This window comes from Microbacterium sp. STRO-2N, from assembly GCF_057747775.1.
On the sequence record NZ_CM173223.1, the window covers coordinates 1,146,469 to 1,173,467 of the forward strand.

Annotated in this window: 27 protein-coding genes; 13 read left to right on the forward strand and 14 right to left on the reverse strand. The window is 70.6% G+C overall.

The genetic code is table 11. The features are described 5' to 3' along the window. Positions 1-77 precede the first annotated feature (77 nt). Entirely contained in the window at positions 78-770 is a 693-nt protein-coding gene (locus tag AC3ANN_RS05210; RefSeq protein WP_106816784.1) for a response regulator transcription factor, read from the reverse strand. Then, complete coding sequence (locus AC3ANN_RS05215; RefSeq protein ID WP_488339932.1) at positions 767-1,489, reverse strand: helix-turn-helix transcriptional regulator; 723 nt, start codon at positions 1,487-1,489, stop codon at positions 767-769. Before AC3ANN_RS05215 ends, AC3ANN_RS05210 begins: the two co-directional genes overlap by 4 nt. Positions 1,490-1,573: 84 nt before the next feature. Between AC3ANN_RS05215 and folE the strand changes: the two genes are divergently transcribed. From folE to AC3ANN_RS05235, 4 genes are read left to right on the forward strand one after another with little or no spacing between them, the layout of a single operon-like run. Continuing rightward, positions 1,574-2,179 (forward strand): GTP cyclohydrolase I, encoded by a 606-nt coding sequence (gene folE / locus AC3ANN_RS05220; protein ID WP_488339933.1) that lies wholly within the window; start codon positions 1,574-1,576, stop codon positions 2,177-2,179. Positions 2,180-2,211: 32 nt separating this feature from the next. Continuing rightward, positions 2,212-3,432 carry an NAD(P)/FAD-dependent oxidoreductase gene (locus tag AC3ANN_RS05225; protein WP_488339934.1) on the forward strand — a complete coding sequence of 407 codons (1,221 nt, stop codon included), beginning with the start codon at positions 2,212-2,214 and terminating at the stop codon, positions 3,430-3,432. Positions 3,433-3,434: 2 nt separating this feature from the next. Continuing rightward, positions 3,435-4,313 carry a dihydropteroate synthase gene (gene folP / locus AC3ANN_RS05230; RefSeq protein ID WP_488340780.1) on the forward strand — a complete coding sequence of 293 codons (879 nt, stop codon included), beginning with the start codon at positions 3,435-3,437 and terminating at the stop codon, positions 4,311-4,313. Continuing rightward, positions 4,313-5,035 carry a pyrimidine reductase family protein gene (locus AC3ANN_RS05235; RefSeq protein ID WP_488339935.1) on the forward strand — a complete coding sequence of 241 codons (723 nt, stop codon included), beginning with the start codon at positions 4,313-4,315 and terminating at the stop codon, positions 5,033-5,035. The genes folP and AC3ANN_RS05235 overlap by 1 nt, the downstream gene beginning before the upstream one ends. A 99-nt stretch (positions 5,036-5,134) precedes the next feature. Here AC3ANN_RS05235 and AC3ANN_RS05240 read toward each other — a convergent pair whose 3' ends face one another. Then, the gene (locus AC3ANN_RS05240) at positions 5,135-5,686 is read right to left on the reverse strand and encodes a TetR/AcrR family transcriptional regulator (protein WP_488339936.1); all 552 of its coding nucleotides are present in this window, start codon (positions 5,684-5,686) and stop codon (positions 5,135-5,137) included. Positions 5,687-5,754: 68 nt separating this feature from the next. Here AC3ANN_RS05240 and AC3ANN_RS05245 point away from each other — a divergent pair, with 68 nt between their 5' ends. Continuing rightward, positions 5,755-6,627 (forward strand): alpha/beta fold hydrolase, encoded by an 873-nt coding sequence (locus tag AC3ANN_RS05245; RefSeq protein ID WP_488339937.1) that lies wholly within the window; start codon positions 5,755-5,757, stop codon positions 6,625-6,627. A gap of 10 nt (positions 6,628-6,637) precedes the next feature. Here the strand turns inward: AC3ANN_RS05245 and AC3ANN_RS05250 are convergent, their stop codons facing one another. Genes AC3ANN_RS05250 through AC3ANN_RS05260 form a run of 3 tightly spaced genes read right to left on the reverse strand, consistent with a single transcriptional unit; the run spans position 6,638 to position 10,320 of the window. After that, positions 6,638-8,278: a DNA repair helicase XPB gene (locus AC3ANN_RS05250; protein ID WP_488339938.1), complete on the reverse strand. Its 1,641-nt coding sequence runs from the start codon at positions 8,276-8,278 to the stop codon at positions 6,638-6,640. Positions 8,279-8,332: 54 nt separating this feature from the next. Continuing rightward, positions 8,333-10,051, reverse strand: a complete 1,719-nt coding sequence (locus tag AC3ANN_RS05255; protein ID WP_488339939.1) for a helicase-associated domain-containing protein — start codon at positions 10,049-10,051, stop codon at positions 8,333-8,335. 5 nt (positions 10,052-10,056) lie between these two features. Further along, positions 10,057-10,320 carry a multidrug ABC transporter ATPase gene (locus AC3ANN_RS05260; protein WP_488339940.1) on the reverse strand — a complete coding sequence of 88 codons (264 nt, stop codon included), beginning with the start codon at positions 10,318-10,320 and terminating at the stop codon, positions 10,057-10,059. A gap of 174 nt (positions 10,321-10,494) precedes the next feature. Between AC3ANN_RS05260 and AC3ANN_RS05265 the strand changes: the two genes are divergently transcribed. Continuing rightward, positions 10,495-10,878: a cold-shock protein gene (locus AC3ANN_RS05265; protein WP_488340781.1), complete on the forward strand. Its 384-nt coding sequence runs from the start codon at positions 10,495-10,497 to the stop codon at positions 10,876-10,878. Further along, positions 10,862-11,650 carry a DUF3027 domain-containing protein gene (locus tag AC3ANN_RS05270; protein WP_488339941.1) on the forward strand — a complete coding sequence of 263 codons (789 nt, stop codon included), beginning with the start codon at positions 10,862-10,864 and terminating at the stop codon, positions 11,648-11,650. Before AC3ANN_RS05265 ends, AC3ANN_RS05270 begins: the two co-directional genes overlap by 17 nt. A 33-nt stretch (positions 11,651-11,683) precedes the next feature. Here AC3ANN_RS05270 and AC3ANN_RS05275 read toward each other — a convergent pair whose 3' ends face one another. From AC3ANN_RS05275 to AC3ANN_RS05300, 6 genes are all read right to left on the reverse strand, one after another. After that, a complete protein-coding gene (locus AC3ANN_RS05275; protein WP_488339942.1) occupies positions 11,684-14,020 on the reverse strand; it encodes an exo-beta-d-1,3/1,6-glucosidase in 2,337 nt (778 codons plus the stop codon). Then, complete coding sequence (locus AC3ANN_RS05280) at positions 14,017-15,075, reverse strand: ABC transporter permease (RefSeq protein WP_488339943.1); 1,059 nt, start codon at positions 15,073-15,075, stop codon at positions 14,017-14,019. The genes AC3ANN_RS05275 and AC3ANN_RS05280 overlap by 4 nt, the downstream gene beginning before the upstream one ends. Positions 15,076-15,077: 2 nt before the next feature. Beyond that, positions 15,078-16,157 carry an ABC transporter permease gene (locus tag AC3ANN_RS05285; RefSeq protein WP_488339944.1) on the reverse strand — a complete coding sequence of 360 codons (1,080 nt, stop codon included), beginning with the start codon at positions 16,155-16,157 and terminating at the stop codon, positions 15,078-15,080. Further along, positions 16,154-16,963, reverse strand: a complete 810-nt coding sequence (locus tag AC3ANN_RS05290; protein WP_488339945.1) for an ABC transporter ATP-binding protein — start codon at positions 16,961-16,963, stop codon at positions 16,154-16,156. Before AC3ANN_RS05290 ends, AC3ANN_RS05285 begins: the two co-directional genes overlap by 4 nt. Then, positions 16,960-17,784: an ABC transporter ATP-binding protein gene (locus tag AC3ANN_RS05295; protein ID WP_488339946.1), complete on the reverse strand. Its 825-nt coding sequence runs from the start codon at positions 17,782-17,784 to the stop codon at positions 16,960-16,962. The genes AC3ANN_RS05290 and AC3ANN_RS05295 overlap by 4 nt, the downstream gene beginning before the upstream one ends. Before the next feature lie 110 nt (positions 17,785-17,894). Continuing rightward, on the reverse strand, positions 17,895-19,544 hold the full coding sequence (locus tag AC3ANN_RS05300) for an ABC transporter substrate-binding protein (RefSeq protein ID WP_488339947.1): 1,650 nt from the start codon (positions 19,542-19,544) through the stop codon (positions 17,895-17,897). A 194-nt stretch (positions 19,545-19,738) separates the two neighbouring features. Between AC3ANN_RS05300 and AC3ANN_RS05305 the strand changes: the two genes are divergently transcribed. Beyond that, positions 19,739-20,395, forward strand: coding sequence for a TetR/AcrR family transcriptional regulator (locus tag AC3ANN_RS05305; protein WP_488339948.1), 657 nt, complete (start codon positions 19,739-19,741; stop codon positions 20,393-20,395). 46 nt (positions 20,396-20,441) lie between these two features. On the opposite strand, the gene serC is transcribed toward AC3ANN_RS05305, so the two are convergent. Continuing rightward, a complete protein-coding gene (gene serC, locus AC3ANN_RS05310) occupies positions 20,442-21,572 on the reverse strand; it encodes a phosphoserine transaminase (protein ID WP_488339949.1) in 1,131 nt (376 codons plus the stop codon). Between the two features lie 249 nt (positions 21,573-21,821). On the opposite strand from serC, the gene AC3ANN_RS05315 reads away from it, so the two are divergent. From AC3ANN_RS05315 to AC3ANN_RS05330, 4 genes are all read left to right on the forward strand, one after another. Further along, on the forward strand, positions 21,822-22,649 hold the full coding sequence (locus AC3ANN_RS05315) for an endonuclease domain-containing protein (protein ID WP_488339950.1): 828 nt from the start codon (positions 21,822-21,824) through the stop codon (positions 22,647-22,649). Between the two features lie 167 nt (positions 22,650-22,816). After that, positions 22,817-23,518, forward strand: coding sequence for an iron-dependent transcriptional repressor DtxR (locus AC3ANN_RS05320; protein ID WP_488339951.1), 702 nt, complete (start codon positions 22,817-22,819; stop codon positions 23,516-23,518). 183 nt (positions 23,519-23,701) lie between these two features. After that, on the forward strand, positions 23,702-24,649 hold the full coding sequence (locus AC3ANN_RS05325) for a M23 family metallopeptidase (protein ID WP_488339952.1): 948 nt from the start codon (positions 23,702-23,704) through the stop codon (positions 24,647-24,649). A gap of 373 nt (positions 24,650-25,022) precedes the next feature. Next, positions 25,023-25,520: an HNH endonuclease gene (locus AC3ANN_RS05330; protein ID WP_488339953.1), complete on the forward strand. Its 498-nt coding sequence runs from the start codon at positions 25,023-25,025 to the stop codon at positions 25,518-25,520. Positions 25,521-25,535: 15 nt separating this feature from the next. Here the strand turns inward: AC3ANN_RS05330 and AC3ANN_RS05335 are convergent, their stop codons facing one another. Continuing rightward, positions 25,536-26,054: a MarR family winged helix-turn-helix transcriptional regulator gene (locus AC3ANN_RS05335; RefSeq protein WP_488339954.1), complete on the reverse strand. Its 519-nt coding sequence runs from the start codon at positions 26,052-26,054 to the stop codon at positions 25,536-25,538. Between the two features lie 39 nt (positions 26,055-26,093). Between AC3ANN_RS05335 and AC3ANN_RS05340 the strand changes: the two genes are divergently transcribed. Then, complete coding sequence (locus AC3ANN_RS05340) at positions 26,094-26,999, forward strand: DMT family transporter (RefSeq protein WP_488339955.1); 906 nt, start codon at positions 26,094-26,096, stop codon at positions 26,997-26,999.

Below are 26,999 nucleotides of genomic sequence, written 5' to 3' on the forward strand. Positions count from 1 at the left end.
GCAGACTCGTGCCGCGCCACCACCGGGTGACCGCGTCGGGCTTGTGCGCCAGGTCGCCCCCTCTGCTCGGAACCGCGCTAGGCGGTCTTGCCCGCCTTCAGCATGTAGCCGAAGCCGCGCTTGGTCTGGATGAGCGGCTCCGACGAGTGGGGATCGATCTTACGTCGCAGATATGAGATGTAGCTTTCGACGATGCCGGCGTCGCCGTTGAAGTCGTACTCCCACACGTGGTCGAGGATCTGCGCCTTCGACAGCACGCGGTTGGGGTTGAGCATGAGGTAGCGCAGGAGCTTGAACTCGGTCGGGCTGAGGTCGATCGAGACGTCGCCGACCTGCACGTCATGGGTGTCCTGGTCCATCGTCAGCTCGCCTGCCCGGATGACCGACTCCTCGTCGGCCTGCATGGTGCGGCGCAGGATCGCCTGGATGCGGGCGACGATCTCGTCGAGGCTGAAGGGCTTGGTGACGTAGTCGTCGCCGCCGGCGTTGAGTCCGGTGATCTTGTCCTCGGTCTCGTCCTTGGCGGTGAGGAAGAGGATCGGCGCGGTGTAGCCGGCCCCGCGGAGGCGCTTGGTGACGCTGAACCCGTTCATGTCGGGCAGCATCACATCGAGGATGATGAGGTCGGGCTCCTCTTCGAGGACGGCCGAGATCGTCTGGGCGCCGTTCGAAACGGCCCTGACCTGGAATCCGGCGAATCGCAGGCTCGTGATCAGCAGGTCGCGGATGTTCGGTTCGTCGTCCACGACGAGGATGCGCGGTGCGGTCATGGGCCCATTATGTCGGCGGATCCGCCGGGCTCGCTGGATATCGGCGCCTCGGGCGGGATTTCTTCGCGTCCCGCCGCCCCCACGTGCACGCAGCAGCGCCCGGCGGCGGGTGCGAGGACGGGCGTCCGGGGGTCGCCGGTCGCGGCGCCGATTCCCCGCACCAGCTCGACGTTCGCGCCGCAGATGAGGGCGGTGTGGCGCGTGGCGAGGACGTGGAAGGGGCAGTTCTCGAGCACGAGGTCGCCGGATGCCTCGGCGCGGGGCGCATAGCCGCACGCCGTCAGCGCGGACTCGAGGTCGTCGTGGGCGGCGCCGATCGCGGTGCCGGCGGCGTACGCCTCGGTCGCGAGAGCCTCGCGCACCGGGATCCCCGCCTCGTCGGCACGCAGGGCGGCGGCGGCGAGCACGTCGCCGACGAGTTCGTAGTGGCGCTCGGGGATGCTCACCGACAGGTCGCCGGCCGCTGCGACGTACAGCTTCGCGGGGCGCCCGGCGCCTGGGCCGGTGCGGCCGGAGCGCCGGGCGTACGAGACGGTGAGGACTCCGGCATCCGCGAGCCGGTCGAGGTGGAACGCCGCCGTGGTGCGCGGGATGCCGAGGGCGTCGGCCGCCTCGTCGCGGCCGATGGCCCGTTCGGCGGCGAGGCGATAGAGGCCCCGCCGCACCGGGTCGGCCAGCGCCGCGACGGCGTCCGCGCGCTCGGGGATCAATGCGCTCATGTCGCCGAGTCTAACTCTAAAAACGAAAACCTTGACAAAAGAATGTGCCCGCTCTAGCGTCAGGGCCAGAGGAAGGGAGGCGCGATGGCGACCACGGCCGGCACTGCGGCTCTCCACGCCGTCCCCCACGACGCTCCGTTCGATCGTGAGCGCGCGATCTCGGCGGTCGTCGAGCTTCTCGCGGCGCTCGGGCACGACGCCGACGACGAGGACGACCTGGCCGACACGCCTCGGCGCGTCGCGGATGGGTTCATCGAGCTGCTGAGCCCGGCGCCGTTCGAGATGACGACGTTCCCCAATGACGACGGCTACGACGAGCCGGTGGTCGTGCGGGGCATCCCGTTCGTGTCGCTGTGCCGCCACCATCTGCTGCCGTTCCGCGGCATCGCGACGGTGGGGTACCTTCCGGCCGATCGGATCGTCGGGCTGTCCAAGCTCGCACGCGCCGTCGACCACCACGCCCGAGGACTGCAGGTCCAGGAGGCGCTCACGATGCAGGTGGCGCGCACGCTCGAGTCCGCCCTCGCGCCCCGCGGGGTCGGCGTCGTCATCGAGGCCGAGCACCTGTGCATGTCGGTGCGCGGCGTGCGTGCCGAGGGCGCCACCACGGTGACGGCGGCGTTCCGGGGCGAGCTGGCCCTCGACCCTGCGCTGCAGGCGCGCTTCACGGCGCCCGCTCGTGCGAACTGAACCGCCGTCCACGACAAGAGGAGCGAGCAGCCATGACGCACATGCTGATCATCGGGGGAGGCATGGCCGGCGGCACCGCCGCCGAGGCCCTGCGCGACGAGGGGTTCGACGGCGACATCACCGTCGTCGCGGCGGAGCCCCATCCGCCCTACCAGCGCCCTCCGCTGTCGAAGGGATATCTCGGCGGCGAGGAGAGCCTGGATGCCGTGCACCTGCACCCGTCCGACTGGTACGCCGAGCACGGCATCCGTCTGGTCACCGGTGTCGCGGCGACCGCCCTCCATCCCGCGGAGCACGCCGTGGAGCTGGCGGACGGCGCGACCCTGCGCTACGACGCGGTGCTGCTGGCCACCGGCGCTCAGCCCCGCGTGCTGCCGCTGCCGGGACACGAGCTCGAAGGTGTCATGACGCTGCGGCGCATCGACGACTCCGACGCGCTCGCCGCGGCGCTGCGCGAGGGCGGGAAGCGCCTGGCCGTGATCGGCGCCGGCTGGATCGGCATGGAGGCGGCGGCCACGGCGCGCGGCTTCGGCAACGAGGTCGTGATCCTCGAACGCGACCCGGTGCCGCTGCGCGCGGCCCTCGGCGACGAGATGGGGGAGGTGTTCCGCGCGCTCCACCTCGAGCACGGCGTCGACCTGCGCACGTCCGTCGGGGTCGAGCGGATCGTGGGCGACGACCGTGCGCGGGGCGTGGTGGTCGACGGTGAGACTCTCGACGCCGACCTCGTGCTGATCGGCGTCGGCGCCGTTCCCGACACCGCGCTCGCCGAGAGCGGGGGGCTCGAGCTCTTGAACGGGATCCTCACCGACGCGGCCCTGCGCACCAGCGCACCGGACGTCTATTCGGCCGGCGACGCCGCGAACCCGTTCCACCCCGTGTTGCAGCGGCACCTGCGCAGCGAGCACTGGGCGAACGCGCTGAATGCCGGCAAGGTCGCTGCGCGCTCGATGCTGCGGCTCCCGGCCGCGCTCTCGGACATCCCGTACTTCTACACCGACCAATACGACCTCGGCATGGAGCTGTCGGGCTACGCCCCGCTCATGACGGATGCCGAGGTCGTGGTCCGCGGCGACCGCGAGGCCCGTGAGTTCATCGCCTTCTGGGTCGACGACGGCCGCGTCGTGGCGGGCATGAACGTCAACGTGTGGGATGTGAACGAAGCCGTGCAGGCGCTCATCCGGTCGGGCGAGCGCATCGACCTCGAGCGGCTGCGTGATCCCGGGGCGCCCCTGGAGAACCTGCTGTCGTGACGATGCCGGCCACCGTGCTCGAGCTGCCCCGCGGCGCCCTCGACCTCACGCGGCACCTGGCCGTCATGGCCATCGTCAACCGCACGCCCGACTCCTTCTACGACCGCGGTGCGACGTTCGCGCTCGATGCGGCGGTGGCGGCAGGCGTGGCCGCCGTCGAGGCGGGGGCCGACATCGTGGATGTCGGGGGCGTGAAGTTCGCGCCGGGACCGCCGATTTCCGTCGAGGAGGAGATCGCCCGTGTCGTGCCCGTCGTGCGTGAGCTCGCCCCGCTCACGCGCGTGAGCGTCGACACGTTCGAGCCCGAGGTGGCGCGCGCGGCGATCGCCGCCGGCGCCGCGATCGTGAACGACACGACGGGTCTGCGCGACCCGCGCATGGCAGGCGTCATCGCGGACGGGGGCGCCGGCGTCGTGATCGCCCACAGCCTCGCGGCGCCGCGGACGCAGCACCCGCTTCCTCGGTACGACGACGTGATCGGCGATGTCGCAGGGTTCCTTCGCGAGCGGCGCGACGTGGCGCTCGAGCGCGGCGTTCCGGCCTCGCGCATCGTCCTCGACCCCGGGCACGACCTCAACAAGAGCACGCGCCAGTCGCTCGAGCTGACGCGGCGGCTCGGCGAGCTCGCCGGCCTCGGATCGCCGCTGCTCGTCGCACTGTCGAACAAGGACTTCGTCGGAGAGACCCTCGATCGCCCCCGGGACGAGCGGCTCGCGGGGTCGCTCGCCGCAGCGGTGTACTGCGCGCTGCACGGCGCGCGCGTCGTGCGCGCGCACAACGTCCGTGAGACGGTCGACGCGCTGCACATGGTCGAGGCGATCCTCGGATGGCGTGAGCCGGCGTACGAGATGCACAACACCAGACCCGAGGGGAACCACTGATGCCCACGCGCGAGGAGCTGTTGGCGGCGTACGCGCTGCCCGACCGCGCACACACCCGTGTGCGCATGAACTTCGTCGAGAGCGCCGACGGGGCCGTCACGCTCGGCGGCCGCAGCGGTGCCCTTGGCGGCGAGACGGACCGCGCGCTCATGCAGGTGCTGCGTACCATGGCCGACGTCGTGCTCGTGGGGGCGGGGACGGTGCGCGCCGAGGGGTACGGCGGGATCCGTGTCGGCGGTGCGGGCGTGGCATGGCGCCGCGACCACGGACTCGCCGACCAGCCGGTGCTCGCGATCGTGAGCGGCGGCCTGCGGCTCGAGCCGACCGACGACGTGTTCAGGAAGGCCGTCACGCCGCCGGTGGTCGTGACGACGGATGCCGCCGCCCGTGCCCGCGGCGGGCTCTTGGCACCCGTGGCCGAGGTGCTGGCGCGCGGCGAGGGATCCGTCGACGAGCCCGCCATGCTCGAGGAGTTCGCGCGGCGCGGCTGGAGTCAGGTGCTGTGCGAGGGCGGGCCGCACCTGTTCGGGTCGCTGCTGAAAGCGGGCGTGGTGGACGAGGTCTGCGTGACGCTGGCGCCGCGGTTCGTCGGAGGCGACGCCGGCCGCATCGTGCAGGGTGCGCGCGAGTCGGACCGCCGCTTCGCGCTCGCCGGGGTCCTGACCGACGATGAAGGGTTCGCCTTCCTGCGCTACGTCCGGGAGAACCGTCACTCCGCCTGAACGCGGCGTCAGGTCCCCGCGCGCGCCGGAATCCTCGACCTCTCCGGTCTCAACGGCGGATCGCGGCGGCGTCGTGGTCCGGCGGAGCGGCCCGCGAGGCTACGCCGCGAGGCAGCCGCGGATGGCGACGGCCACGCTCTCGCGCACCGGCGCGCCGGGGTCGACGCTCAATCGGTGCAGGACGATGCCGTCGCTGAACGCCATGAACGCGTGGAGAGCGACGTCGGGATGCTTCGCGCCCAGCGTCACGAGCAGCTGGCGTGACCACGCCTGCATGCCTTCGCGCTGTGCCCGCAGCGGCGCGAACAGCTCGGGGTCGGACGCCGCCTCCAGGAACAGCGCGTACCGCGCGCGCGTGCGCACCGCGTGGGGACCGGTCAGAAGCTCGACCGCCGAGCTGAAGACGTCGATGAACCCCTCGAGGTCGTCGAAACGCTGCGTCAGGACAGGCCCCAGGTCGCGCGTCTCCTGCTCGGCGATCCACTGACTCACGCCCGAAAGCAGCGCGGTGCGGGTGCGGAACCAGTTCGAGGTCGACCCCTTCGGCAATCCCGCCCGTTCGTCGACCCGGGCGTGCGTGAGCGCCCGGATGCCCTGCTCGCCGACGAGCGCGACCGCGGCGTCGAGGGCGCGTTCGCGAGTCGTCGTCACCCGGAGAGCGTAGCAGTCACACTATGATCGTAGTGACAGAATACTATGAACGTAGTACCCTCGGGGCCATGACCGAGACCACCGGCATCCGCTCGCGTACGGTCACCGCGAACGGGTTGCGCATGCACGTGACCGAGGAGGGCGCCGGTGCCCCGGTGCTGCTGCTTCACGGCTTTCCCGAGAGCTCCCGCGAGTGGGCGCGGGTCATGGCGACGCTCGCGCCGCGCGCACACCTGCTCGCGCCGGACCTTCGTGGCGCGGGACGCACCGACGCGCCTCCGGCGGGGTACGACACGGCGACGGTGGCGCGCGACATCATCGCGCTCCTGGACGGACTGGGCCTCGAGCGGGTCGACCTGGTGGCGCACGACTGGAGCGCGCTCGTGGGGTTCGACATGTGCCTGGAGCATCCCGATCGCATCCGCAGGTACGTCGCGATCGCCGTCCCCGCCCCTTACATCCGCATGAACCGCGCGCTCATGGCCGCGATGATGAAGGCGATGCCGCACCTGTGGTTCCAGTGGGCCATCGCCACTCCTGGGCTCGGGCCGGCGCTGCTGTCACGCGGACGGCAGCGCCTCGCGCACTGGCTGCTCCGCGGGTTCGAACGTCGACCCATGGATGATGCGGATGTCGCGGCCTACGTCGAGGCGCTGCGCGACCCCGCACGCGCGAAGGCGGCTTCCAAGCTGTACCGCGGTCTCATCCTCCCTGGCTTCATGAAGGCGGTGCGGGGTGCGTACCTGGGCCGCGTGCTGCACACGCCGACGCTCGTGCTGTTCGGCGCGGATGACGCGCTGCTGCCGAAGGACGCGCTGGAGGTCAGCGCGGAAGACGCGCCTCACACGACCGTGGAGTTCGTCCCCGGCGGAGCGCACTTCCTCGTCGACGACAATCCCGACGAGGTCGCGCGGCGCATCGCCCGGTTCCTCCTCGAGTGACGGTCGCACGTCAGGCCGCGAGGGAGTGGGCGTCCAAGATCGTGTAGGCGTACCCCTGCTCGGCGAGGAAGCGCTGGCGGTTCTGGGCGAAGTCCTGGTCGACGGTGTCGCGGGCGATGAGCGTGTAGAAGCTCGCGGTGTGATTCGACTGCTTGGGTCGCAGCAGGCGTCCGAGCCGCTGCGCTTCCTCCTGGCGTGAGCCGAACGATCCCGAGACCTGGATGGCGACGGATGCCTCGGGCAGATCGATCGAGAAGTTCGCGACCTTCGACACCACGAGCACCGAGATCTCGCCCACGCGGAACGCCTGGTAGAGCTCCTCGCGCTCGTCGACGGGCGTCTGGCCCGTGATCTTCGGCGCGTTCAGGGCCTCGGCGAGCACGTCGATCTGGTCGAGGTACTGGCCGATGATGAGGATCCGCTCGCCCTCATGCCTCTCGACGAGGCGGCGCACCACGCCGATCTTCGCGGGTGCGGTCGCCGCGAGCCGGTACCGCTCGTCGTCGGCGGCCGCGGCGTACTCGAGGCGGTCGCCCGCCGGGAGGTCCACGCGCACCTCGTAGCAGACGGCCGGCGAGATGAAGCCCTGCGCCTCGATCTCCTTCCACGGCGCGTCGAACCGCTTGGGCCCGATGAGGCTGAACACGTCGCCCTCGCGGCCGTCCTCGCGCACCAGGGTCGCGGTGAGCCCGAGACGGCGCCGCGCCTGCAGGTCGGCGGTGAGCTTGAACACCGGCGCCGGCAGCAGGTGCACCTCGTCATACACGATGAGGCCCCAGTCCAGAGCGTCGAGCAGCGCCAGGTGCGCGTACTCGCCCTTCCGCTTCGCCGTGAGGATCTGATACGTCGCGATGGTGACCGGCTTGATCTCCTTGGCCTGGCCGGAGTACTCGCCGATCTCCTCAGGGGTGAGCGACGTGCGCTTGAGCAGCTCGTCGCGCCACTGCCGGGCGCTCACGGTGTTCGTGACGAGGATGAGGGTCGTCGTCTTGGTCTCGGCCATCGCCCCCGCACCGACGAGCGTCTTGCCCGCGCCGCACGGCAGCACGACGACGCCTGAGCCGCCCTCGGTGAAGGTCTCGACGGCCTGGCGCTGGTACGGACGCAGGTGCCACCCGTTCTCGGCGAGGTCGATCGGGTGCGGTGTGCCCGGCGTGTAGCCGGCGAGGTCCTCGGCCGGCCAGCCGATCTTCAGCAGCTCCTGCTTGATGTGGCCGCGGGCCCAGGCGTCGACCACGAAGACACCGGGGGAGGGGTGGCCCACGAGGAGGGGCTGGATGCGCTTGTTCTTCGACACCTCGGCCAGCACCGCGGCATCCGTCGACCGCAGGATCAGCTCGCCGTCCTCGTTCCGCTCGATGACCAGGCGTCCGTATCGGCCGACGGTCTCGGCGATGTCGATCGACACCGAGGGCGGCACCGGGAACCGCGACCAGCGCTCGAGGGTGGCGAGCATGTCGTCGGCGTCGTGCCCGGCCGCGCGCGCGTTCCACAATCCCAGCCGCGTGATGCGGTACGTGTGGATGTGCTCGGGCGCGCGCTCCAGCTCGGCGAAGATCGCGAGCTCGTGGCGCGCGCTCTCGGCGTCGGGATGCGCGACCTCGAGCAGCACGGTGCGATCGCTCTGGACGATGAGGGGGCCGTCAGCCATAACGTGCCAGTCTACCGGGGGTGCCGGCGGTCCGGCGCCGTCGTCCGGACGGCGTCACCCGGCGTGCACGCTCACGATGCTCGAGACGGGCAGCGTGCGCTCGATGTCGGCGGCGCGGTCGCGGCCGCGCAGGCGCCCGCCGCCGAGGCCGGACGCCTCGAGCGTGAACGAACGCTCCGTGCCGTCGGGCATTCGCACCACCACGACGATCTCGGAGCGTGCGCGCACGGCCTGCTCGAGCTCTCGCTCGAGCCAGCCGGACTCTCCCTCGGTGCCGTGACCGCTGCGCAGCGTCGCGAGCAGGCGCGCGTACGTCTCGATGGGAGTGGCGGTCGGCTCGGAGACGGCCGCGGTGGTGCGGCGGTGCACCGACTCTGGTGCTCCCGACTCGTCGAGCGCGACGACGGGGTAGCGCGCGTCCGCGAGCGACCAGTACACGGCGTCGCGGGTGACGCGCGAGACGAGGTCGTGCCCGTCGGCCAGGAGCCCGAGCGGTCGCAGCGCCTGGTCGATGGCGATGGCGTCGAGCAGGCTCGCGTCGGGGCTCTCCACCCGGGTGCGCCCGGTGGCGCTGTCGCTGCGCACGCGCACCAGTCCGTGCCGGGCGGCCGTGCTCTCGATGAGGTACTCGAGGGGCTGCGGGATGCCGGTGAGGGACAGCGCCGACAGGAACTCGCGCACCGACGCCGCCGTCTCGCCCTCCGTCATGCCGGCACCGAGCGAGGCGGCGGTGAAGCGGTAGGTGGATGCCTGTGCCCGCGACTCGCGCACCGCCAGCGAACGCAGCCGCAGGTCGAGCGCGGGCGCGAGCGGACCGGGCGCGATCGCGGTGAGGTCGGCCTGCAGATAGACCCGGTCGATCTCGGTGGGAAGATACGGCGCCATGGTCGCGGCATCCGCCGTGTCACCCGCGCGGAGCGCCGCCGTCCAGGCGAACTCGGCGTCATCGTCGCCGAACAGACCCCACAGCACGCCGATACGCCGAAGGCGCGCCGCGCGCATGGGCCACTCGTCGTCGAGGGGGTACGCGTCAGCCCAGGTCGAGGGTGCGGCGAACCCGCCTTCGGAGGTGCGGATGCCGCTGGGCAGGGCCGCCCGGAACCCCTCGGCGATCACGGCCCACCGCCGCGGTGTCGAGGTCTCGAGCCACGACTCGCCCGCGCTCGTGACGACCCACTCGCGGTCGTGCGCGACGGCCAGCCCGGCGGCGGCTCCGGACGACAGCAGGTCTTCGAGATCGTCGACCGCCGCGATCGCGCCGGCCTCGGCGAGACGGCGGCGGTCCACGGCGCTGACGGAACCCGCACCGGTGCGCGCGAGCGGGCTGTGCAGGCACGTGAGCAGCACGTCGGCGAGCGACCCCGCGGTCGTGAACGCGCGCTCGGCGGCCGCAGCGGCCTCCACCGGAGCGGCGGCACGCGGGGCGGAGGGGGCGCCGGCGGCAGGCACGAACGCCTCCGGGCGGGCGGTCGCCGTGAGCGCGATCCGGTCGGCCACGGCGCCGAACGGCCGACCGTCGTCATCGACGAGCCCGAGCCTCATCGCAGGCCCGTCCGGCGTCGCCGCGCCGACGGCGAGGGCGGCGAGCTCGCGGCGCTCGAGCCGCGTCAGCGCCCGATCGAGCGACGACGGATCGAGCAGACCCTCGGCCGCATCGAAGAAGTCATGCCACCCGGCCTGCGGAGAGACGCCGCGGGCCGCGAGCGTCTCGGCGAGCGCGGCATCGCCGCGAGCGGCGAGCCACGTCGCGAGGGCGCGCGCGTCGGAGACCAAGCGGTTCAGCCCCCGCGGTTGGCCCGCGCCCTTCGCGCGAAGCTCATGATCAGCACCGTGAGCATGAGGACGAACGCCACGATCGGCGCGATGTAGACGAGCACGCCGATGAAGACCCAGATGCCGGTCTGCATGTCGGCGCCCGACGCGGTGCCGATCATGATCGCGAAGAAGCACACGATCGAGAGCACGAGCAGGCCCAGCGACATGAAAGCGAGGATGCGATCGATGCGGCGGACCGGTACATCGCCGGAGGTGTTCGTGCTCATCCGCTCCAGCCTACTCGCCGGTCGCCGCCTGGCGCCGCGCAGGTGCGGCTCGGCGGCGTGCGGGGTGCGGCGTGACGGTAGGCTACTGGCGTGGGGACGGACGATGTCTCCGCGTTCGTCATGCTCTGTTTCGCCCGCGATGATTCGCGCGGCGCCGTTTTCAGCGAGGTTCCGATGCCCACCGGCAAGGTCAGGTTCTACGACGAGGAGAAGGGGTTCGGCTTCATCACCTCCGATGAAGGCCAGGACGTCTTCCTGCACGCCACCGCCCTGCCCGCCGGCACACCCCCGCCCAAGGCGGGCACGCGGCTCGAGTTCGGCATCGCGGAGGGCAAGCGCGGCCCGCAGGCGCTGTCGGTCCGCGTCCTCGAGGCGCCGGTGAGTCTCGCGAAGCGCTCCCGCAAGCCCGCCGACGACATGGCGATCATCGTCGAGGACCTCGTGAAGCTGCTCGACGGCATCGGCGGCGACCTGCGCCGCGGCCGCTACCCCAGCGGCTCGCACGCCAAGAAGGTCGCCGCGGTGCTGCGCAAGGTGGCCGATGAACTCGACGCCTGATCCCGCCGAGTCCGGCGAGGACGTCGACGTGCCCGAGGCCGTCGGCGAGGTGGCGCCTGAGGTGCTGCCCGACCCCGCGCTGCTCGAGGCGCACGACCTCGCGCTCGCGGCACTGCGCGAGATCACGCCGGAGTCGACGATCGGCAACCCCGCGGGATATCGGGTGGAGGCGGACGGCGTGGTGTCGCTGCGCTTCGCCAACCGCCTCGCCGGCTACCCCGGCTGGTATTGGACCGTGAGCCTCGCTCGCGTCGAGGGCGCTGAGCCGACCGTCCTCGAGGTCGAGCTGCTGCCGGGCGACGGCGCGCTGCTGGCGCCCGACTGGGTGCCGTGGGCGGTCCGGCTGGCCGAGTATCACGCGGCGCAGGCGGCCCTCGCAGAGGCCGCGCGCTCCACCGCCGAGGGCGACGAGGACGCCGTCGACGTTCTCGACGCCGAGGACGATCTCGATGACGTCGACGACCTCGACGCCGCCGATTTCGACGACGACGGCTCGCCGATCCTGCACGCCGGCGACGTCGACGGCGTCGACATCGACGAGCTCGACGGAGCATCTGACGACGAGGATCTCGACGACGACGCGGACGACGATTCGGACGACGACGATCTCGACGACGAAGAAGACGACGACGACCTCGACGAAGAAGACGACGACCTCGACTTCGACGAAGACGATGACGACGACGAAGACGACTCCGACGACGAAGAAGACGACTCCGACGACGAAGAAGACGACTCCGACGACGACTCCGACGACGAAGAAGACGACTGACGCGTCCGCCGGGACCGCGCCGCGCTGAGCCGCTCAGCCGCGCTCGGCGGCGGCTCCGGGGGCTCCCACGACGGACGGTGCGGCTGCGGGGACCACGAAGCGCGCGCTCAGCAGCGCGTCGTCGCGTGAGGACGGTCCCACGAGCAGCTCGAACTCGCCGGGCTCGACGACGCGGCGGCCCGCGGCATCCACGATCGTGCAGTCCGCGATGGGGAGCGTCACCTCGACCTCCGCGGTCTCGCCCGGCTGCACGTCGACGTGCCGGTACGCCTTGAGCTCCTTGTCGGCCCAGCTGACCGACGTCACGCTGTCGCGCACGTACACCTGCACGACCTCGTGCGCCGGTCGTCTGCCGGTGTTGCGCACCGACACCCGGGCACGCACGACGTCATCCTCGTCGAGCACGTCGTCGACGAGTTCCAGGCCGGTGTACTCGACGGTCGAGTAACTCAGCCCCTCGCCGAAGGCGAATGCGGGACTCTGCGTGAGGTCGGCGTACCTGTCGCCGTGCTGTCCGCGGATCTGGTTGTAGTAGACCGGCAGCTGGCCCGCGTGCCGTGCGAACGAGATCGGAAGACGCCCGACCGGCTCGATGAGGCCCAGCAGCAGCTCCGCGATGGCCTGCCCGCCGCGCATGCCGGGGTTGGCCGCCCACACGAGGGCTGCGGCATCCGTCACCGCATGCGGCAGCACGTGCGGCTTCGACGCGAGCAGCACGACGATCATCGGCTTGCCGGTCGCCGCCAGCGCCTCGAGGAGAGCCCGCTGGCCCCCGAGGAGCTCGAGCGTCGCGGTCGAACGGCCCTCGCCGACGACCTCGATGCGGTCGCCCACGACGGCCACGACGTAGTCCGCCCGCTCGGCCGCCGCGACGGCCTCGCCGATCAGGGCGGCGTCGGGCGGTGCCGGCACGACCACCTGCGGTCGCGGCTGGCCGTCGGGGAAGAACGCGCCGGCCGGGTCCGGTTCGAGGGTCAGGATGCCGGCGCCCCGCGCGTGCTCGATGGTCCAGTCCGCCGGAGCATGGGCGCGCAGGCCGTCGAGCACCGTCGTGATCATCGCGCGCGGGTGACCGTCGGGCATCCAGTCCACCTGTCCCGACGACCCGGCCCAGTCGCCGAGCTGCGTCTGCGCGTCGTCGGCGAGCGGACCGACGACGGCGACCCGCCGCGGACCGGTGGCGGCGGGAAGCGCACGGCCCGCGGCATCCGGGACCAGACCTCCCGCCAGCGGGAGCGTGCCGTCGTTGCGCAGCAGCACCAGCGAGCGCCGTGCCGTCTCGAGATTCAATCGGGTGTGACCGGGCGCCGCGACCTGCTCGCGGATGCGTGCCGCGTCGGGCAGGCGCGGGTCCTCGAAGAGCCCGAGCTCGAACTTCAGCAGCAGGATGCGCGTCACCGCGCGGTCCAGCGCCTCCTCGGTCACGAGCCCCTGCTCGAGCGCTTCACGGGCACCGTCGAAGAAGCCCGGCGTGGTCATCACCATGTCGTTGCCGGCGGCGACCGCGGCCGCGGCGGCATGGGCGTAGTCGGGCTGCACGCGCTGCTCCCACACCATGCGCCCGACGTTGTCCCAGTCCGTGATGAGCGTGCCGGTGTATCCCCACTCGCCGCGCAGCACGTCGTTCAGGAGCCAGTCGTTGACCGTGATCGGCACGCCGTCGATGGACTGGTAGCCGAGCATGAAGGTGCGGCAACCCTCCTTCGCCACGCGTTCGAACGGAGGCAGGAACCACGAGCGGAGCTTGCGCTGCGACATGTCGGCCTCGCTCGCGTCGCGGCCGCCCTGCGTCTCGGAGTAGCCGGCGAAGTGCTTCGCGGTCGCGAGGATCGCGGTCGGATCGTCGGGCCCGGCACCCTGATAGCCGCGCACCATCGCGGAGGCCAGCTCGCCGATGAGGAACGGATCCTCGCCGAACGTCTCGTCCACGCGCCCCCAGCGCAGGTCGCGCGCGATGCACAGCACGGGCGAGAACGTCCAGTGGATGCCGGTGGCCGACACCTCGACCGCGGTGGTTCGGGCCACGCGCTCGACGAGGTCGGCATCCCAGGATGCGGCCATGCCGAGCTGCGTCGGGAACACCGTGGCGCCCTCCCAGAACGCGTGGCCGTGGATGCAGTCCTCGGCGACGAGCAGGGGGATGCCGAGCCGCGTCTGCAGCGTCAGCTCACGGGCGTGCAGCACCCGCTCGGGTGACGCGTGCAGGATCGAGCCCGCATGCATGCGCAGCACCTGCTCCTCGAGGTCGTCGCGCGCGTCGAGCTGCAGCATCTGGCCGATCTTCTCCTCGACCGTCATGCGGCCGAGGAGGTCGGCGATCCTGTCGGCGACGGACAGCGACGGATCGAGGTAGGGGAGGGTGGGGGTCACGCGTTCTCCTGGGTCTTCGCGTTCGTGCGCACGGCCGTGACGGTGTCGTTCACGTTCATGCCCTTCTTCTTCATCGCGCGGGCGCGCTCGCCGGCGGACCGCAGACGCGGGTTGACGTACTCGTCGATGCCGAAGTTGATGAGTGACAGCGCGACGCCGATCGCGGCGATGCACAGGCCCGGAGGCAGGAACCACCACCACTGACCCTGGCGGAACGCGCCCTGGGCGCTCGCCCAGTTGAGGATCGTGCCCCAGTTGTACGTGGTGACCGGGATGATGCCGATGTACGACAGGGTGGTGAGGCCGATGATCGCCGCCGTCACCGTGCCGACGAAGCTCGCGGCGATGAGTGCCATGAGGTTCGGGAGCATCTCGACGGTGATGATGCGGTGCAGCGGCTCGCCGTTGGCACGCGCGGCCAGCACGAAGTCGCGGCTGCGCAGAGACATCGTCTGCGCGCGGAGCACGCGCGCGCCCCACGCCCACCCGATGAGGCCCAGCACTCCCGCGACCAGGATGAGGGGCGGGTCCTCGAACATCGACGCCACGATGATGATGAGCGGGATGCCGGGGATCACGAGGAACACGTTGGTGAGCGCCGACAGACCCTCGCTGCGCCACCCACGGAGGTAGCCCGACGTGACGCCGACGACGATGGCGAGGACCGTGGCGATGATCGCCGCGAGGAAGCCCACCACGATGACGCCGCGGGTGCCGTGGATGACCTGGCTCAGCACGTCCTCGCCGATGTGGGTGGTGCCCAGCCAGTGCGCGGCCGACGGCGGCTGGAAGCGCGCCGTGTTGTCGACCTTCGTCGGCGAGTAGGGGGCGAGCACGTCGGCGAGGATCGCGACGAGCACGAAGAACCCGAGGATCGACAGGCCCGCGATCGACTTCCTGTTGCCGAACATCGCGAACGCAGAGCCCAGCTTCGACCAGAAGCCCGGCTTCTTGGGCGCGCCCGTTCCGCCGGACGGGCCGGTGCCCCGGATCGTGGCGGTCGCGGGCGTGTTCGCGGAGCGCTGCGCCGTGCTGTCGGTGACGATCGTGTCCATGCTCAGGCCTCCGTCTGGCGCGTGCGCGGGTCGAGGAATGCGTAGGCGATGTCGGCCAGGAGGTTCGCCACGAGGACCGAGATCGTGAGCACGAGGAACACGCCCTGCATGAGCGCGTAGTCCTTCGCGTTGGTGGCGTCGAGCAGCAGCTTGCCGACGCCGGGGTAGCTGAACACCACCTCCATCACGATCGTGCCGCCGACGATGAATCCGAGCGCCAGCGCGAAGCTCTGGATCTGCGGCAGCACGGCGTTGCGCGCGGCGTAGCGCCAGAGGACGCGGCGGTTCGGCATGCCCTTGGCCTGCGCGACCATGACGTAGTCCTCGTCGAGCACCGTGAGCATCATGTTGCGCATGCCGAGCATCCAGCCGCCGAGCGACGCGATGATGATCGTCGCCGCAGGCAGGAAGCCGTGGTGGATGACGTCTCCCACGAACTCCCACGACCACTCCGGGGTCACCCCGACGCCGTAGGCCTTGCCGATCGGGAACCAGCCCAGCGTCACCGAGAAGACCGAGATGGCGACCAGGCCGAGCCAGAAGTAGGGGATCGTGCTGAGGAAGGTGGTGATCGGGATGAGGGCGTCGAGCCGGCTGCCGCGGCGCCAGCCGACGATCGCGCCGCCGATGGTGCCGATCGCGAACGCGACGAGCGTCGCGAAGCCGACGAGGCCCACCGTCCAGATCAGCGACTGGCCGACCACCTCGGTCACCGGCCGCATGCCGTGCAGCAGCGAGATCCCGAGGTCGCCGCGAAGGAGCAGGCTCCAGTAGTCGAGGTACTGCTGCCACAGCGACGTGTCGGTGTCGAGCCCCAGCAGCGCGCGCAGCGCCTCGGCAGCCTCGGGCGTCACGTTGCGGTTGCGGGCGAGATACGCCGTCACCGCGTCGCCCTTCATCAGTCGCGGCAGGAAGAAGTTGATCGTGATCGCGGCCCAGAGGGTGAACAGATAGAACAGGGCGCGGTTGCCGAGGAAGCGCCACGGGATGCGCACGCGGGCCTTGACGACGCCGGTCGCCGTCGTGCCCGCCTCGACCGCGTCGAAGTCGGGGGCCGGGAGCTGGGGAGCGACAGCGCTCACTTCTCACCTCCGAGGATGCCTGCTGCGTGCGCGAAGTAGGTGTCCGGATCGGGCGATGCGGCGCGCAGCTCTTGGGTGTACGGGTTCTGAGGATGCAGGATCACGTCGTCGGCGGGACCGCGTTCGACGACCCGCCCCTGATTGAGCACGAGGATCTCGTCGCTGAAGTGCCGGGCCGTGGCGAGGTCGTGCGTGATGTACAGCACGCCCAGTCCCTCGTCGCGCTGGAGTTCTGCGAGCAGGTTGAGCACCCCGAGGCGGATCGACACGTCGAGCATCGAGACGGGCTCGTCGGCGACGAGCAGGTTGGGGCGCGATGCCAGCGCCCGGGCGATCGCGACGCGCTGGCGCTGACCGCCTGAGAGCTCGTGCGGCCGGCGGTCGATCACCGCGTCGGCGTCGAGGCGGACCCGGTTCAGCAGGCGGCGCACTTCGTCGTCGAGCTGGTCCTTCGGCACGACGCGGTCGAGCTGGAGCGGCCGCTGGATCGCGTAGCGGATGGAGTGGTACGGGTTGAGCGACGCGAACGGGTCCTGGAAGACCATGCGCAGCTGCTGGCGGTACGCGCGAAGGCCCTTGCCGCGGCGGGGGATCGGCTCGCCGTCGAGACGGACCTCGCCGCTCGTGGGCCACTCGAGCTGCGTGAGGATCTTCGCGATTGTCGACTTGCCGCTGCCGGACTGGCCGACGAGGCCGATCGTCTGGCCGGAGCGGAGCGTGAAGCTCACATCGTCGAGGGCCTTGATCTGGCCGGCACCCCGCAGGGAGTACACCTTGGTGACGGCGTCGAATTCGAGGACGGTCATCGGTGGACCACCCCCCTCGCTCCGGTGAGTCGTGGGAACGAGGCGAGGAGCGTGCGCGTGTAGTCGCTCCGCGGGTCGGTCCAGATGCGCTCTGCGGTGTCGAGCTCGATGATCTCGCCCTCGCGCATGATCGCGATGCGGTCGCTGATCTCGAGCAGGAGCGGAAGGTCGTGGGTGATGAAGATCACCGAGAACCCGAACTCGCGACGCAGGTGCGAGATCTGGCGGAGGATCTCGCGCTGCACGAGCACATCGAGGGCGGTGGTGGGCTCGTCCATCACCATGAGCTGCGGCCGGAGGGCGAGCGCCATGGCGATCATGACGCGCTGACGCATGCCGCCCGACAGCTCGTGCGGATAGGTGCGGGAGCGCTGCGCGCCGACCTTGACGAGCTCGAGCAGCTCGGCGACGGCGGCACGCCGTTGCGGGCGCGAGAGGTCGGGGCGGTGGACCTCGAAGACGTCCTCGAGCTGAGAGCCGATCGTGGCGACCGGATTGAGCGAGTTCATCGCGCCCTGGAACACCATCGAGATCTTGTCCCAGCGGAAGCGACGCATCTCCTCGGCCTCGAGGCCGTTGAGGTCGACGTCCTCGCCGGACGCGTCGTGGAAGACGACCGAACCGGTCGTGATCACGGCCGGCGGCTTGAGCAGGCGCTGGATGCCGTAGGCGAGCGTGGTCTTGCCGCACCCGGACTCGCCGGCGAGTCCGAGGATCTCGCCGCGCTCGAGCTCGAGGGTGACGTTCCTGACCGCGCGGACGGGGGGATCGACGTCGTAGACGATGGAGAGGTCGTGGACGGAGAGCAGCGGATCTCTCATCGGTGCTGGTTCGCTTTCGTGAGGACGATGTGCGGGCGGGACGGATGCCGCAGCAACTGTGCTGATGCGGGCGGGACGGATGCCGCAGCATCCGTCCCGCCTGCGGTGCGTCAATCGGCGGGCTGCAGCTTCGTGAGGATCTGCACGATCGCGGGCTGGGTCGGATCGGCGGACGCGTACTGGTCCTCCTCCGACGGCCATCCGACGTAGTTGCGGGTGTTGAACTCGCCCAGGAGCGGGTGCGCTCCGAGGGGGATCGCCGGCACGTTCTCGACGAAGGCCGTCTGCATCACCTCGAGCGCGGCCTGGCGGTCGGCGTCCGACGACGCGTTCGCGTAGGTGTTCAGCGCGTCTGTGACCACGGGATCGTCGAAGCGGCCGAAGTTGAACGCCGCCTTGCCGTCGACGATCCACTTCGGGTCCATCGTCGACGTGTACAGGCCGTACGCGTTGCCGGTGTCCTCGAGCCAGTGGATGATCGCCTGGAAGGTGCCCTCCTGGCGAGCCGCGTCCCAGCCGCCCCAGTCCGGCTGGTCGATCTTGACGTCGATGCCGAGGCCCTCCTTGAGCTCCTCGGCGATGAGCGCCTGCTCGGTGTTCCAGTCGCTCCAGCCCGCGGGCACGGAGATCGAGAACGTGACCGCCTCGCCGTCAGGGTCGATGAGCGTCTCGCCGTCCCACGTGTAGCCGGCGTCGGTGAGGATCTGACGGGCCTTGTCGATGTCGACCGAGTAGTTCTGCCCGGCATAGGCGGGGATGACCTCGTCCTCCAGCAGCGCGCCGAGTCCGGTCACGCTCCACACCGCCTCGCTCGCGCCCTCACGGGCGATGTCGACGTAGGCCTGTCGGTCGATCGTCCAGGCGAGGGCCTGGCGCAGCGCCGGGTCGTTGAACGGCTTGGTCTGCAGGTTCATGAAGAGCGTTCCCGCTCCCGCGGTGGGGGAGACGAGGAACTGGTTGTCGGGGTCGGCCGACAGGTAGCTGTCCTCGATCTGCGGGATGAAGGCCTGCGCCCAGTCCGCCTCGCCGGTCGCGAGCGCCGTCGTGAGGGCCGCGTTGTCGCCGTACGAGACGTAGTGCAGCTCGGGAACGGCAAGCTCTCCGCCCCAGTAGTCGGGGTTCGCCGTGAGGGTGACGGACTCGGTCGTCCAGGAGTCGAGCACGTACGGGCCGGTGCCGACGACCTGGCCCTCGCCCGTGAGCGGGTCGGTGTTGGGGTCTTCGATGTCCTTCCAGATGTGCTCGGGCACGATCTGGAAGTGCAGCACGCGAGCCTGCTGCGTGTACTTCGAGCTGTTGAAGTCGATGGTGACGGTGTCGCCGTCGACGCTCACGCTCTTGAGGTCCAGCGCGTTCGTGTCGTTGAGCTTGCCGTCGAGCACCTGGTTGAACGAGAACGCGATGTCATCGGCGGTGAAGTCCTCGCCGTCGCTCCATTTGACGCCGCTGCGGGCGACGGCGGTGAGCTGCGTGTAGTCGTCGTTCCACGTCACGGACTCGGCCAGCCACGGCGTTGTGCCGAGGTCGCCGGTCGGGTTGACGAGTGCGAGCGACTCGAAGATGACCTTGCCGTAGGCGTACTTCGAGGCGGACGAGTCGCCCAGGTACGGGTTGTTCGACTCGGTGGTGATCGCCCCGTCGGGCTTCGCGATGGTGAGTGCCGCGCCGGACGTGCCGGAGTCGTCGCCGCCACCGGCACAGCCGGTGAGCACCAGCGCCGCCGCGACACCGACGGCGGCGAGGGATGTTCTGAGCCTCATTGCTTCTCCTTGGAATGTGTGCACGACATCGTGTCTCCCGGGGGTGACGACGGCGTCAGGGTGATTGCCGGATCAACTTACAATCAAGTAAGTAATCTTTGCAACTATGCTTCATCCGCGGGGCGGAGAAGGCCTGCGGATAAACTCGCAGGCGCCGGTTCACGCCCGGAGACGCGCATGAGAAGGGGGCGGCCATGACTGGTCAGCGACGACAGCCGCGTTCGCGACCCGAGACCCTCGCCCGCCGGCGCGACATCCTCGATGCGGCGGTGGAGATCTTCGGCAGCAAGGGCTTCACCGGCGGCACCCTCCAGGAGATCGCCGATCAGGTGGGGATGACGCACGCCGGGATCCTCCACCACTTCGGCTCGAAGGAGCAGCTGCTCCTCGAGGTGCTGCAGCACCGCGACGAGACCGACGTCGCGGATCTCGAAGAGAAGCACATCCCCGACGGCATCGCCCTCTTCCGTCACCTGGTGCGCACCGCATTCGTCAACGCGCACCGCGCCGGCATCGTCCAGGCGTATGCCGTCCTGTCGGCCGAATCGGTCACCGACGCGCACCCCGGGCGCGAGTTCTTCGACAAGCGCTACCGGACCCTCCGGTCCGAGGTGGCCCACGCGTTCCAGGTCGTGTGCGCCGAGCACGGCGTCACCGAGCCCGCGACGGTGGGCCTCGCCTCCGCCAGCATCCTCGCGGTCATGGACGGCCTGCAGGTGCAGTGGCTGCTCGCTCCCGACGAGGTCGACCTGGCGCGCGCGTCGGAGTTCGCCATCGAGGCGATCGTGTCGGCGGTGCTCGCCCCGCAGCCCTCGCCTCTCGCCGAGCCCGCCTCGAGCGCGCCGGCCTGAGATCCAGCGGGCACCTCGTTCGAGGCATCCGCTCGATCCCGGCGGATCAGCCGAGCCGCTCGACCGTGTAGTCGATGCAGCGGATGAGCTGGCGCACGTCGTCCGGCTCGATCGACACGAACGTCGCGATGCGCAGCTGGTTGCGGCCGAGCTTGCGATACGGCTCGGTGTCGACGATGCCGTTGGCACGCAGGCTCTTCGCCACCGCCGCGGCATCCACCGACTCATCGAAATCGACGGTCACGACGACGGGGGAGCGGTCGGCGGGGTCGGCGACGAAGGGCGTCGCGAACGCGGAAGCCTCGGCCCAGTCGTACAGGGCCTGGGACGACTCGCGCGTGCGGGCGTCGGCCCACTGCAGCCCTCCGCTGGAGTTGATCCACGCGAGCTGCTCGTTCAGGAGGAACAGCGTCGTGAGCGCCGGGGTGTTGAGGGTCTGGTTCAGGCGCGAGTTGTCGAGCGCCTGCTTCATGCTGAGGAATTCCGGGATGTACCGGCCGGATGCCGCGACCCGCTCGATCCGCTCGATCGCGGCGGGCGAGACCAGGGCGAACCACAGGCCGCCGTCGGACCCGAGGTTCTTCTGGGGCGCGAAGTAGTAGACGTCGGCCTCATGTGCCGAGAAGTCGATGCCGCCCGCCGCGCTCGTCGCATCGATGACCGTGAGGGATCCTTCGTCGCCGTGCACGCGGCGCACCGGCGCGGCCACGCCGGTGGACGTCTCGTTGTGCGGCCAGGCGTAGACGTCGACGCCCTCCACCGGCTCGGGCGTGGTGCTCGTGCCCGCGGCGACCTCGCGGACGTCGGGAGCCTCCAGCCACGGCGCCTTCGCGGCTTTGGCGAACTTGCCCCCGAACTCGCCGAACACGAGGTGCTGGCTGCGCTTGTCGATGAGCCCGAACGCGGCGGCGTCCCAGAAGGCGGTCGACCCGCCGTTGCCGAGGATCACCTCATACCCCTCCGGCGTGCGGAAGAGCTCGCGCAGCCCCGCGCGCACGTGCCCGACGAGATCCTTGACCGGCGCCTGCCGGTGCGACGTGCCCACGAGGGCCGCCCCGCGACCCGCGAGCGCCTCGAGGTGGGCGGGGATCACCTTCGCCGGGCCGCACCCGAAGCGACCGTCGGCGGGCAGGATCTCCCGGGGCAGGACGACATGGGGCTGCGCGGTGTGGGACATGGCTCGATTCTAGGGAGCCGCGGTGCCGGGCTCTTCGTGCATGACGTGCGGTGACCGGGGTTCGAGACTGCGCTCCGCAGGATGAACCGCCCTCCGCAGGACGGATTCGCGTGGACGCCCGGCCCAGGTTGACTTCTCCTGCGCACGCCGTGGCGGCCGGCTCCTCCACATGCCGCCCACCGAACCACTTGTGCACCGTTCGCGGAACTCACGCCAGGTCGCGGGCCCGGGGCGACGAAAGTTCTGTTCATGGATGCACTTCTCGTGTTCGTACGCGGTGCCGGCGGCCTCGCTCGCACTTCCGCCGTGCGGGACGCCGGATTCCGCCGCGCCGCCGTCAGCGCCGCGGTGGCAGCAGGCCGGCTCGTGTCGCCCCGACGCGGGTGGATCGCAGTCCCCGATGCCGATCGCCAGCTCGTCGCGGCGGCTCGGGCCGGTGTCGTGCTGACCTGCATCACGAGCGCGCGTCGCCTCGGACTCTGGGTGCTCGCCGAGGATCGCCCGCACGTCGGCGCGCCGCCGACGGCCTCGCGCCTCGATCTGCCGAGGGCGAGGGTGCATTGGTGCAGTCCCGCCGTGCCCCGCCCGCCGGGGGCTCTTGAGGACGGCATCCTGAACACCCTCCTCATCGTCGCCACTTGCCAGCCGCACGAGGCCGCGCTCGCGATCTGGGAGTCGGCGCTGAACGGGGGCCTGGTGCAGAAGGAGGAGCTCGCGCGCCTTCCGCTGAAGCCCGCGGCCCGGCGGCTGCTCGAGTGCGCGGCGCCGTACTCGGACTCCGGACTCGAGTCGTTCATCGTGCCGCGGCTGGCATGGATGCGCTTGCCGATCAGGCCGCAGATCTGGATCCGAGGACACCGAGTGGACTTCCTCATCGGCGACCGGCTCGCTCTGCAGATCGACGGCGGGCACCACGTCGGGCGGCAGCGTGCCGAAGACGTCGCGCACGACGCCGCTCTGATGCTTCTCGGCTACCACGTCATCCGGGTGACGTACCCGCAGGTGGTCGACCGGTGGCACGAGGTCCAGGACCTGGTCATGCGCGCGGTCGCACAGGGGCTCCACCGTGTTGCGTGATGTGCGCTCCTCAGGCGAAGGGAGCCTCGACAGGATCGTTTCGCACGGGTCGTCCTGGGGAACGACATTTCTCCGGTGGACGGCCGGTCAACCCTGGCCCGCAGCGCCGGCGTCGGCGGCAGAAGATAGGCTGTCCTTGCCCCTTCTGACACCGAGGACACCGCGACATGACCGACCTGATCGACACCACCGAGATGTACCTGCGCACGATCCTCGAGCTCGAAGAGGAGAACATCGTTCCGCTGCGGGCGCGCATCTCGGAGCGCCTCGGCCACTCGGGTCCGACCGTGTCGCAGACGATCGGCCGCATGGAGCGCGACGGCCTCGTCGTGGTCTCCGAGGACCGCACGCTCGAGCTCACCGACACCGGCAGGCAGAAGGCCGTCGACGTGATGCGCAAGCACCGCCTCGCCGAGCGCCTGCTGTCGGATGTCATCGGCCTCGACTGGGCGTACGTCCACGAAGAGGCCTGCCGGTGGGAGCACGTGATGAGCGAGCAGGTCGAGCGACGGCTCGTCGAGCTGCTGGGGCACCCCACCGAATCGCCGTACGGCAACCCCATCCCGGGACTCGACCAGCTGGGCGACGTGCCCGCGAACGGTTTCGAGCAGGGTGTCGTCGGCCTGGTGCGGCGACTCAACGACGCGGGCGAGCCGATCAGCGGCACGGTCCGCCGGCTCGCCGAGCCCGCCCAGGTCGACCCCGAGCTGCTGCAGCAGCTGAAGGGCGCAGGCGTCGTGCCCGGCGCGAGCGGCGACTACCGCTACAGCGAGGGCTACGTGCTGGTGCAGATGCACGGGAGCGACGAGGGCCTCGAGCTTCCGATCGAGGTCGCGTCGCACATCTTCCTCGTCGACGAGGCGCGCTGACCGAGACGGTCGCCATTGTCCCTCCAGGGAGTTGCCAGGCGTGTGGCGTGACTTATTCGTTACCTTCGGGTAGCCTCAAGAAGTCCACCAGGCGAGAAGCCCGCCGACCGGACCCCGCGTGGATTGCCTCACCGGCTCGTCGTCCACACGTGGTGAAGCCCGCACATCGTGCCCCGACACCGAGTGCTGACGAGCCAGCGCCTCCTGGCGCAGAGGCGCCGGAGGACCAGTTTGGCTGAACATATCGAGTCGCACGCGAACGCGTCAGAGACCGCCGCGACGAGCCCCGCTCGTCGCGAGCGCCATCGCAAGACCCCCGCGCGGCGACCGCACAGCGGCGTGCCTGCGAACACCGCACCCACGGCATCCGTCGCGCGTTCCACCCCGCCCAAGAAGGCGGGTCGCGTCGCCAAGCCGCTGCGCAGTCTCGTGATCCTGAGCATGGTCGGCGGACTCGTCGCGACCGTGGCGATCCCCGCGTTCGCCTCCGGGTCGTGGCGCACCGAGGCCGAGGCCGTCACGCTTCAGCAGATGGCGGTGGATGACGCGCAGGAGTTCGTCGCCGCGTCCGACGCGACCTCGACCCAGCTCTCGCGTGAGAGCTACTCGGCCACCACGGCCGAGGAGATCGAGAAGAAGAAGGCCGAGGAGGCCGCCGCCGAGCGCGCCCGGCAGATGGCGAAGCTCGCCTCGGCGTCGTCGATCGGGACGAACATCGCGCTCACGTCGCCCGGAACCGGAGAGGTGCGCTGGCCCATCCTGAACTTCACCAAGGGCCGCGGCCTGTGGGACTCGGGGTATCACCAGGGCGTCGACCTGCTGGCCGGCTGCGGCACTCCGCTCTACGCGGCGGCCGCGGGCGTCGTCAAGATCTCGCAGGAGAGCCACGGCGGCTACGGCGTCGCGGTCACGATCGACCATGTCATCGGCGGCCAGCGCGTGAACACCCTGTACGGCCACATGACCTACGGCAGCCGCCAGGTGGTCTCGGGCCAGACGGTCGAGGCGGGCCAGCTCATCGGCCTCGTCGGCAGCACGGGCAGCTCGACCGCATGCCACCTGCACTTCGAGGTGCACATCAACGGCTCGGTCGTCGACCCGTGGGCGTGGCTGCAGACCAACGCCGGCTGAGCCCGTCGAGTCCTGAGCCCGAACCTTTCTGCTGACGCTCCCCGCACCCTTCCACCGGGTGCGGGGAGCTTCCGTTCGCCGACACGCTACGCGCCGTTCACGGCGGTTGCGACCCTCCTCCGCCGGACGTGCGTTAGCCTGAGAGCCGACGCTGAGAGAGCGGAGGGAGCCGATGGGCTGCACACCACGCATCCGAACCACGGATGCGCTCGGACGCCTCGTCCTTCGGCATTGCACGAGCGGATGCCGCGGCATTGCCGTGGCGCCAGGGCGCTGTCTGTGAGACAGCGCCTTTTTTCATGCCCCTGAGCCCTCGATCGTCGAACGATTCGAATCACCGGGAAGCCGTCCCGGCCGTTCGAGAGGATGATCAATGCGCACTCTGGTGCTGAACGCGGGCTATGAGCCGCTCGCCGTCGTGTCGTTCAAGCGGGCGCTCGTGCTCGTGATGAACGAGAAGGCCACCGTCGTGGAACACACCGAGACCGATCCGGTGTGGGGGACCAGACGCTCTTATCAACGCCCGGCCGTGATCATCCTGACGCGCTATGTGCGCGTGCCCGGGGGGCGTCACGTGCCGGTGACGCGGCGGGGTGTGCTGCGACGCGACAATCACCGTTGCGCCTACTGCGGCAAGGCGGCGTCGACGATCGACCACGTGCTGCCCCGTTCGCGCGGCGGCGCCGACTCGTGGGAGAACCTCGTGGCGTGCTGCCTGCGCTGCAACAACGTCAAGGGCGACCGGACGCCGCAGGAGATGGACTGGGAGCTGCGCTTCACGCCGCTGCCGCCGCGCGGCGGGCAGTGGACGGTCCGCGGCACGGAGCGCACCGACCCGCGCTGGGAGCCGTACCTCGCCCTCGCGGCGTGACATCGCTCGCGGGCGTCAGCGTTCGTCGAGGATCCGCAGCCAGCGGGTGAGGATCGACTCGATGGCCGAGGCATCCGTCTCACCGAGCTCCTCGAGGAGACGGTGCTCGTTCGCGAGGTGCGCGGAGAAGGCGCGGTCGATGAGGTCCTTCCCCTGCGGGGTGAGGCGCACCAGGCGACGGCGGGCGTCGGATGCCGCCGCCCGCCGCTCGACGAGCCCGCGGGCTTCGAGCCGGTCGACGCGCTTGGTGAGACCCCCGGTGGTCACCAGCGTGTGGTCGGCGAGCTCGCCGGCGGCCCGCTCATAGGGCTCGCCGGCGCGGCGGAGCGTCGCGAGGACGTCGAACTCGCCCTCGGTCAGGCCGTATTCGCCGTAGACGGCGACCAGCCGTTCGGTGAGCTCGAGGGCCACACGATGGAGGCGGCCGATGACGCCCTGCGGTGAGGGATCGAGGTCGGGCCGCTCCCGCCGCCACGCCTGCTGGATCTCGCCGACGCGGTCCAGCGGTGTGTGATGGGGAGCACTGTCGGCCATGCATTCAGCTTATCTTCCCGGTAAGATAAAGTGTCTTCCGTGGAAGATAAACGATGGGCCTGGATTCTCCTGACCGCGATCGCTCCGATCGCGTGGGGCAGCACGTACGTCGTCACGCGCCACCTGCTGCCCCCTGAGGCGCCGCTGTGGGGCGGCGTGCTGCGGGCGCTCCCCGCCGGGCTCGTCGTGCTGCTGATCGCGCGCCGGCTGCCGCGGGGATCGTGGTGGTGGCGGTCGCTCGTGCTCGGCACGCTCAACGTCGGCGGGTTCTTCGTCCTCGTCTATGTGGCCGGGCAGCGACTGCCTTCGAGCCTGGCCTCGACCCTCATGTCGGCATCCGCCGCGTGCATGATGCTCTTCGCGTGGCTGCTGCTGCACCGACGCCCGCGGCTCGCGGCCGCCCTCGGCGCGGCGATCGGGCTCGTCGGGGTAGTCGTGATGCTCGGCTTCGATGGCGGTGGAGCCGACCCGTGGGGCGTCGCCGCATCGCTCGGGGCGATGGTGGCGTCGTCGCTGGGATTCGTGCTGACCTCGCGCTGGGGCTCGGACGTGCCGGCGCTGCCGATGACGGCGTGGCAGCTGATCGGCGGGTCGGTCGTACTGATCCCCGCCGCGCTGGTCGTCGAGGGCGGCCCGCCGGCGCTCACGGTGTCGTCGGCGCTGGGCTTCGTGTATGTCACGCTCGTCGCGACGGCGCTGGCGTATGTCGCGTGGTTCGCGGGACTGCGTCATCTCTCGCCCGGTGTGGTCGGCCTGGTCGGCCTCCTCAATCCGGTCACGGGCGTCGTGCTGGGCGTCGCGATCGCGGGGGAGACGTTCGGGGTGCCGCAGGCGGTGGGGGTCGTACTCGTCCTCGCAGGGATCACGCTCGGAGCGATGCCTGCGCGGCGGGATCCCGAGGTCTCTCTCGGCGACCGTCGCAGGCTCGTGAACTCTCGAACATAA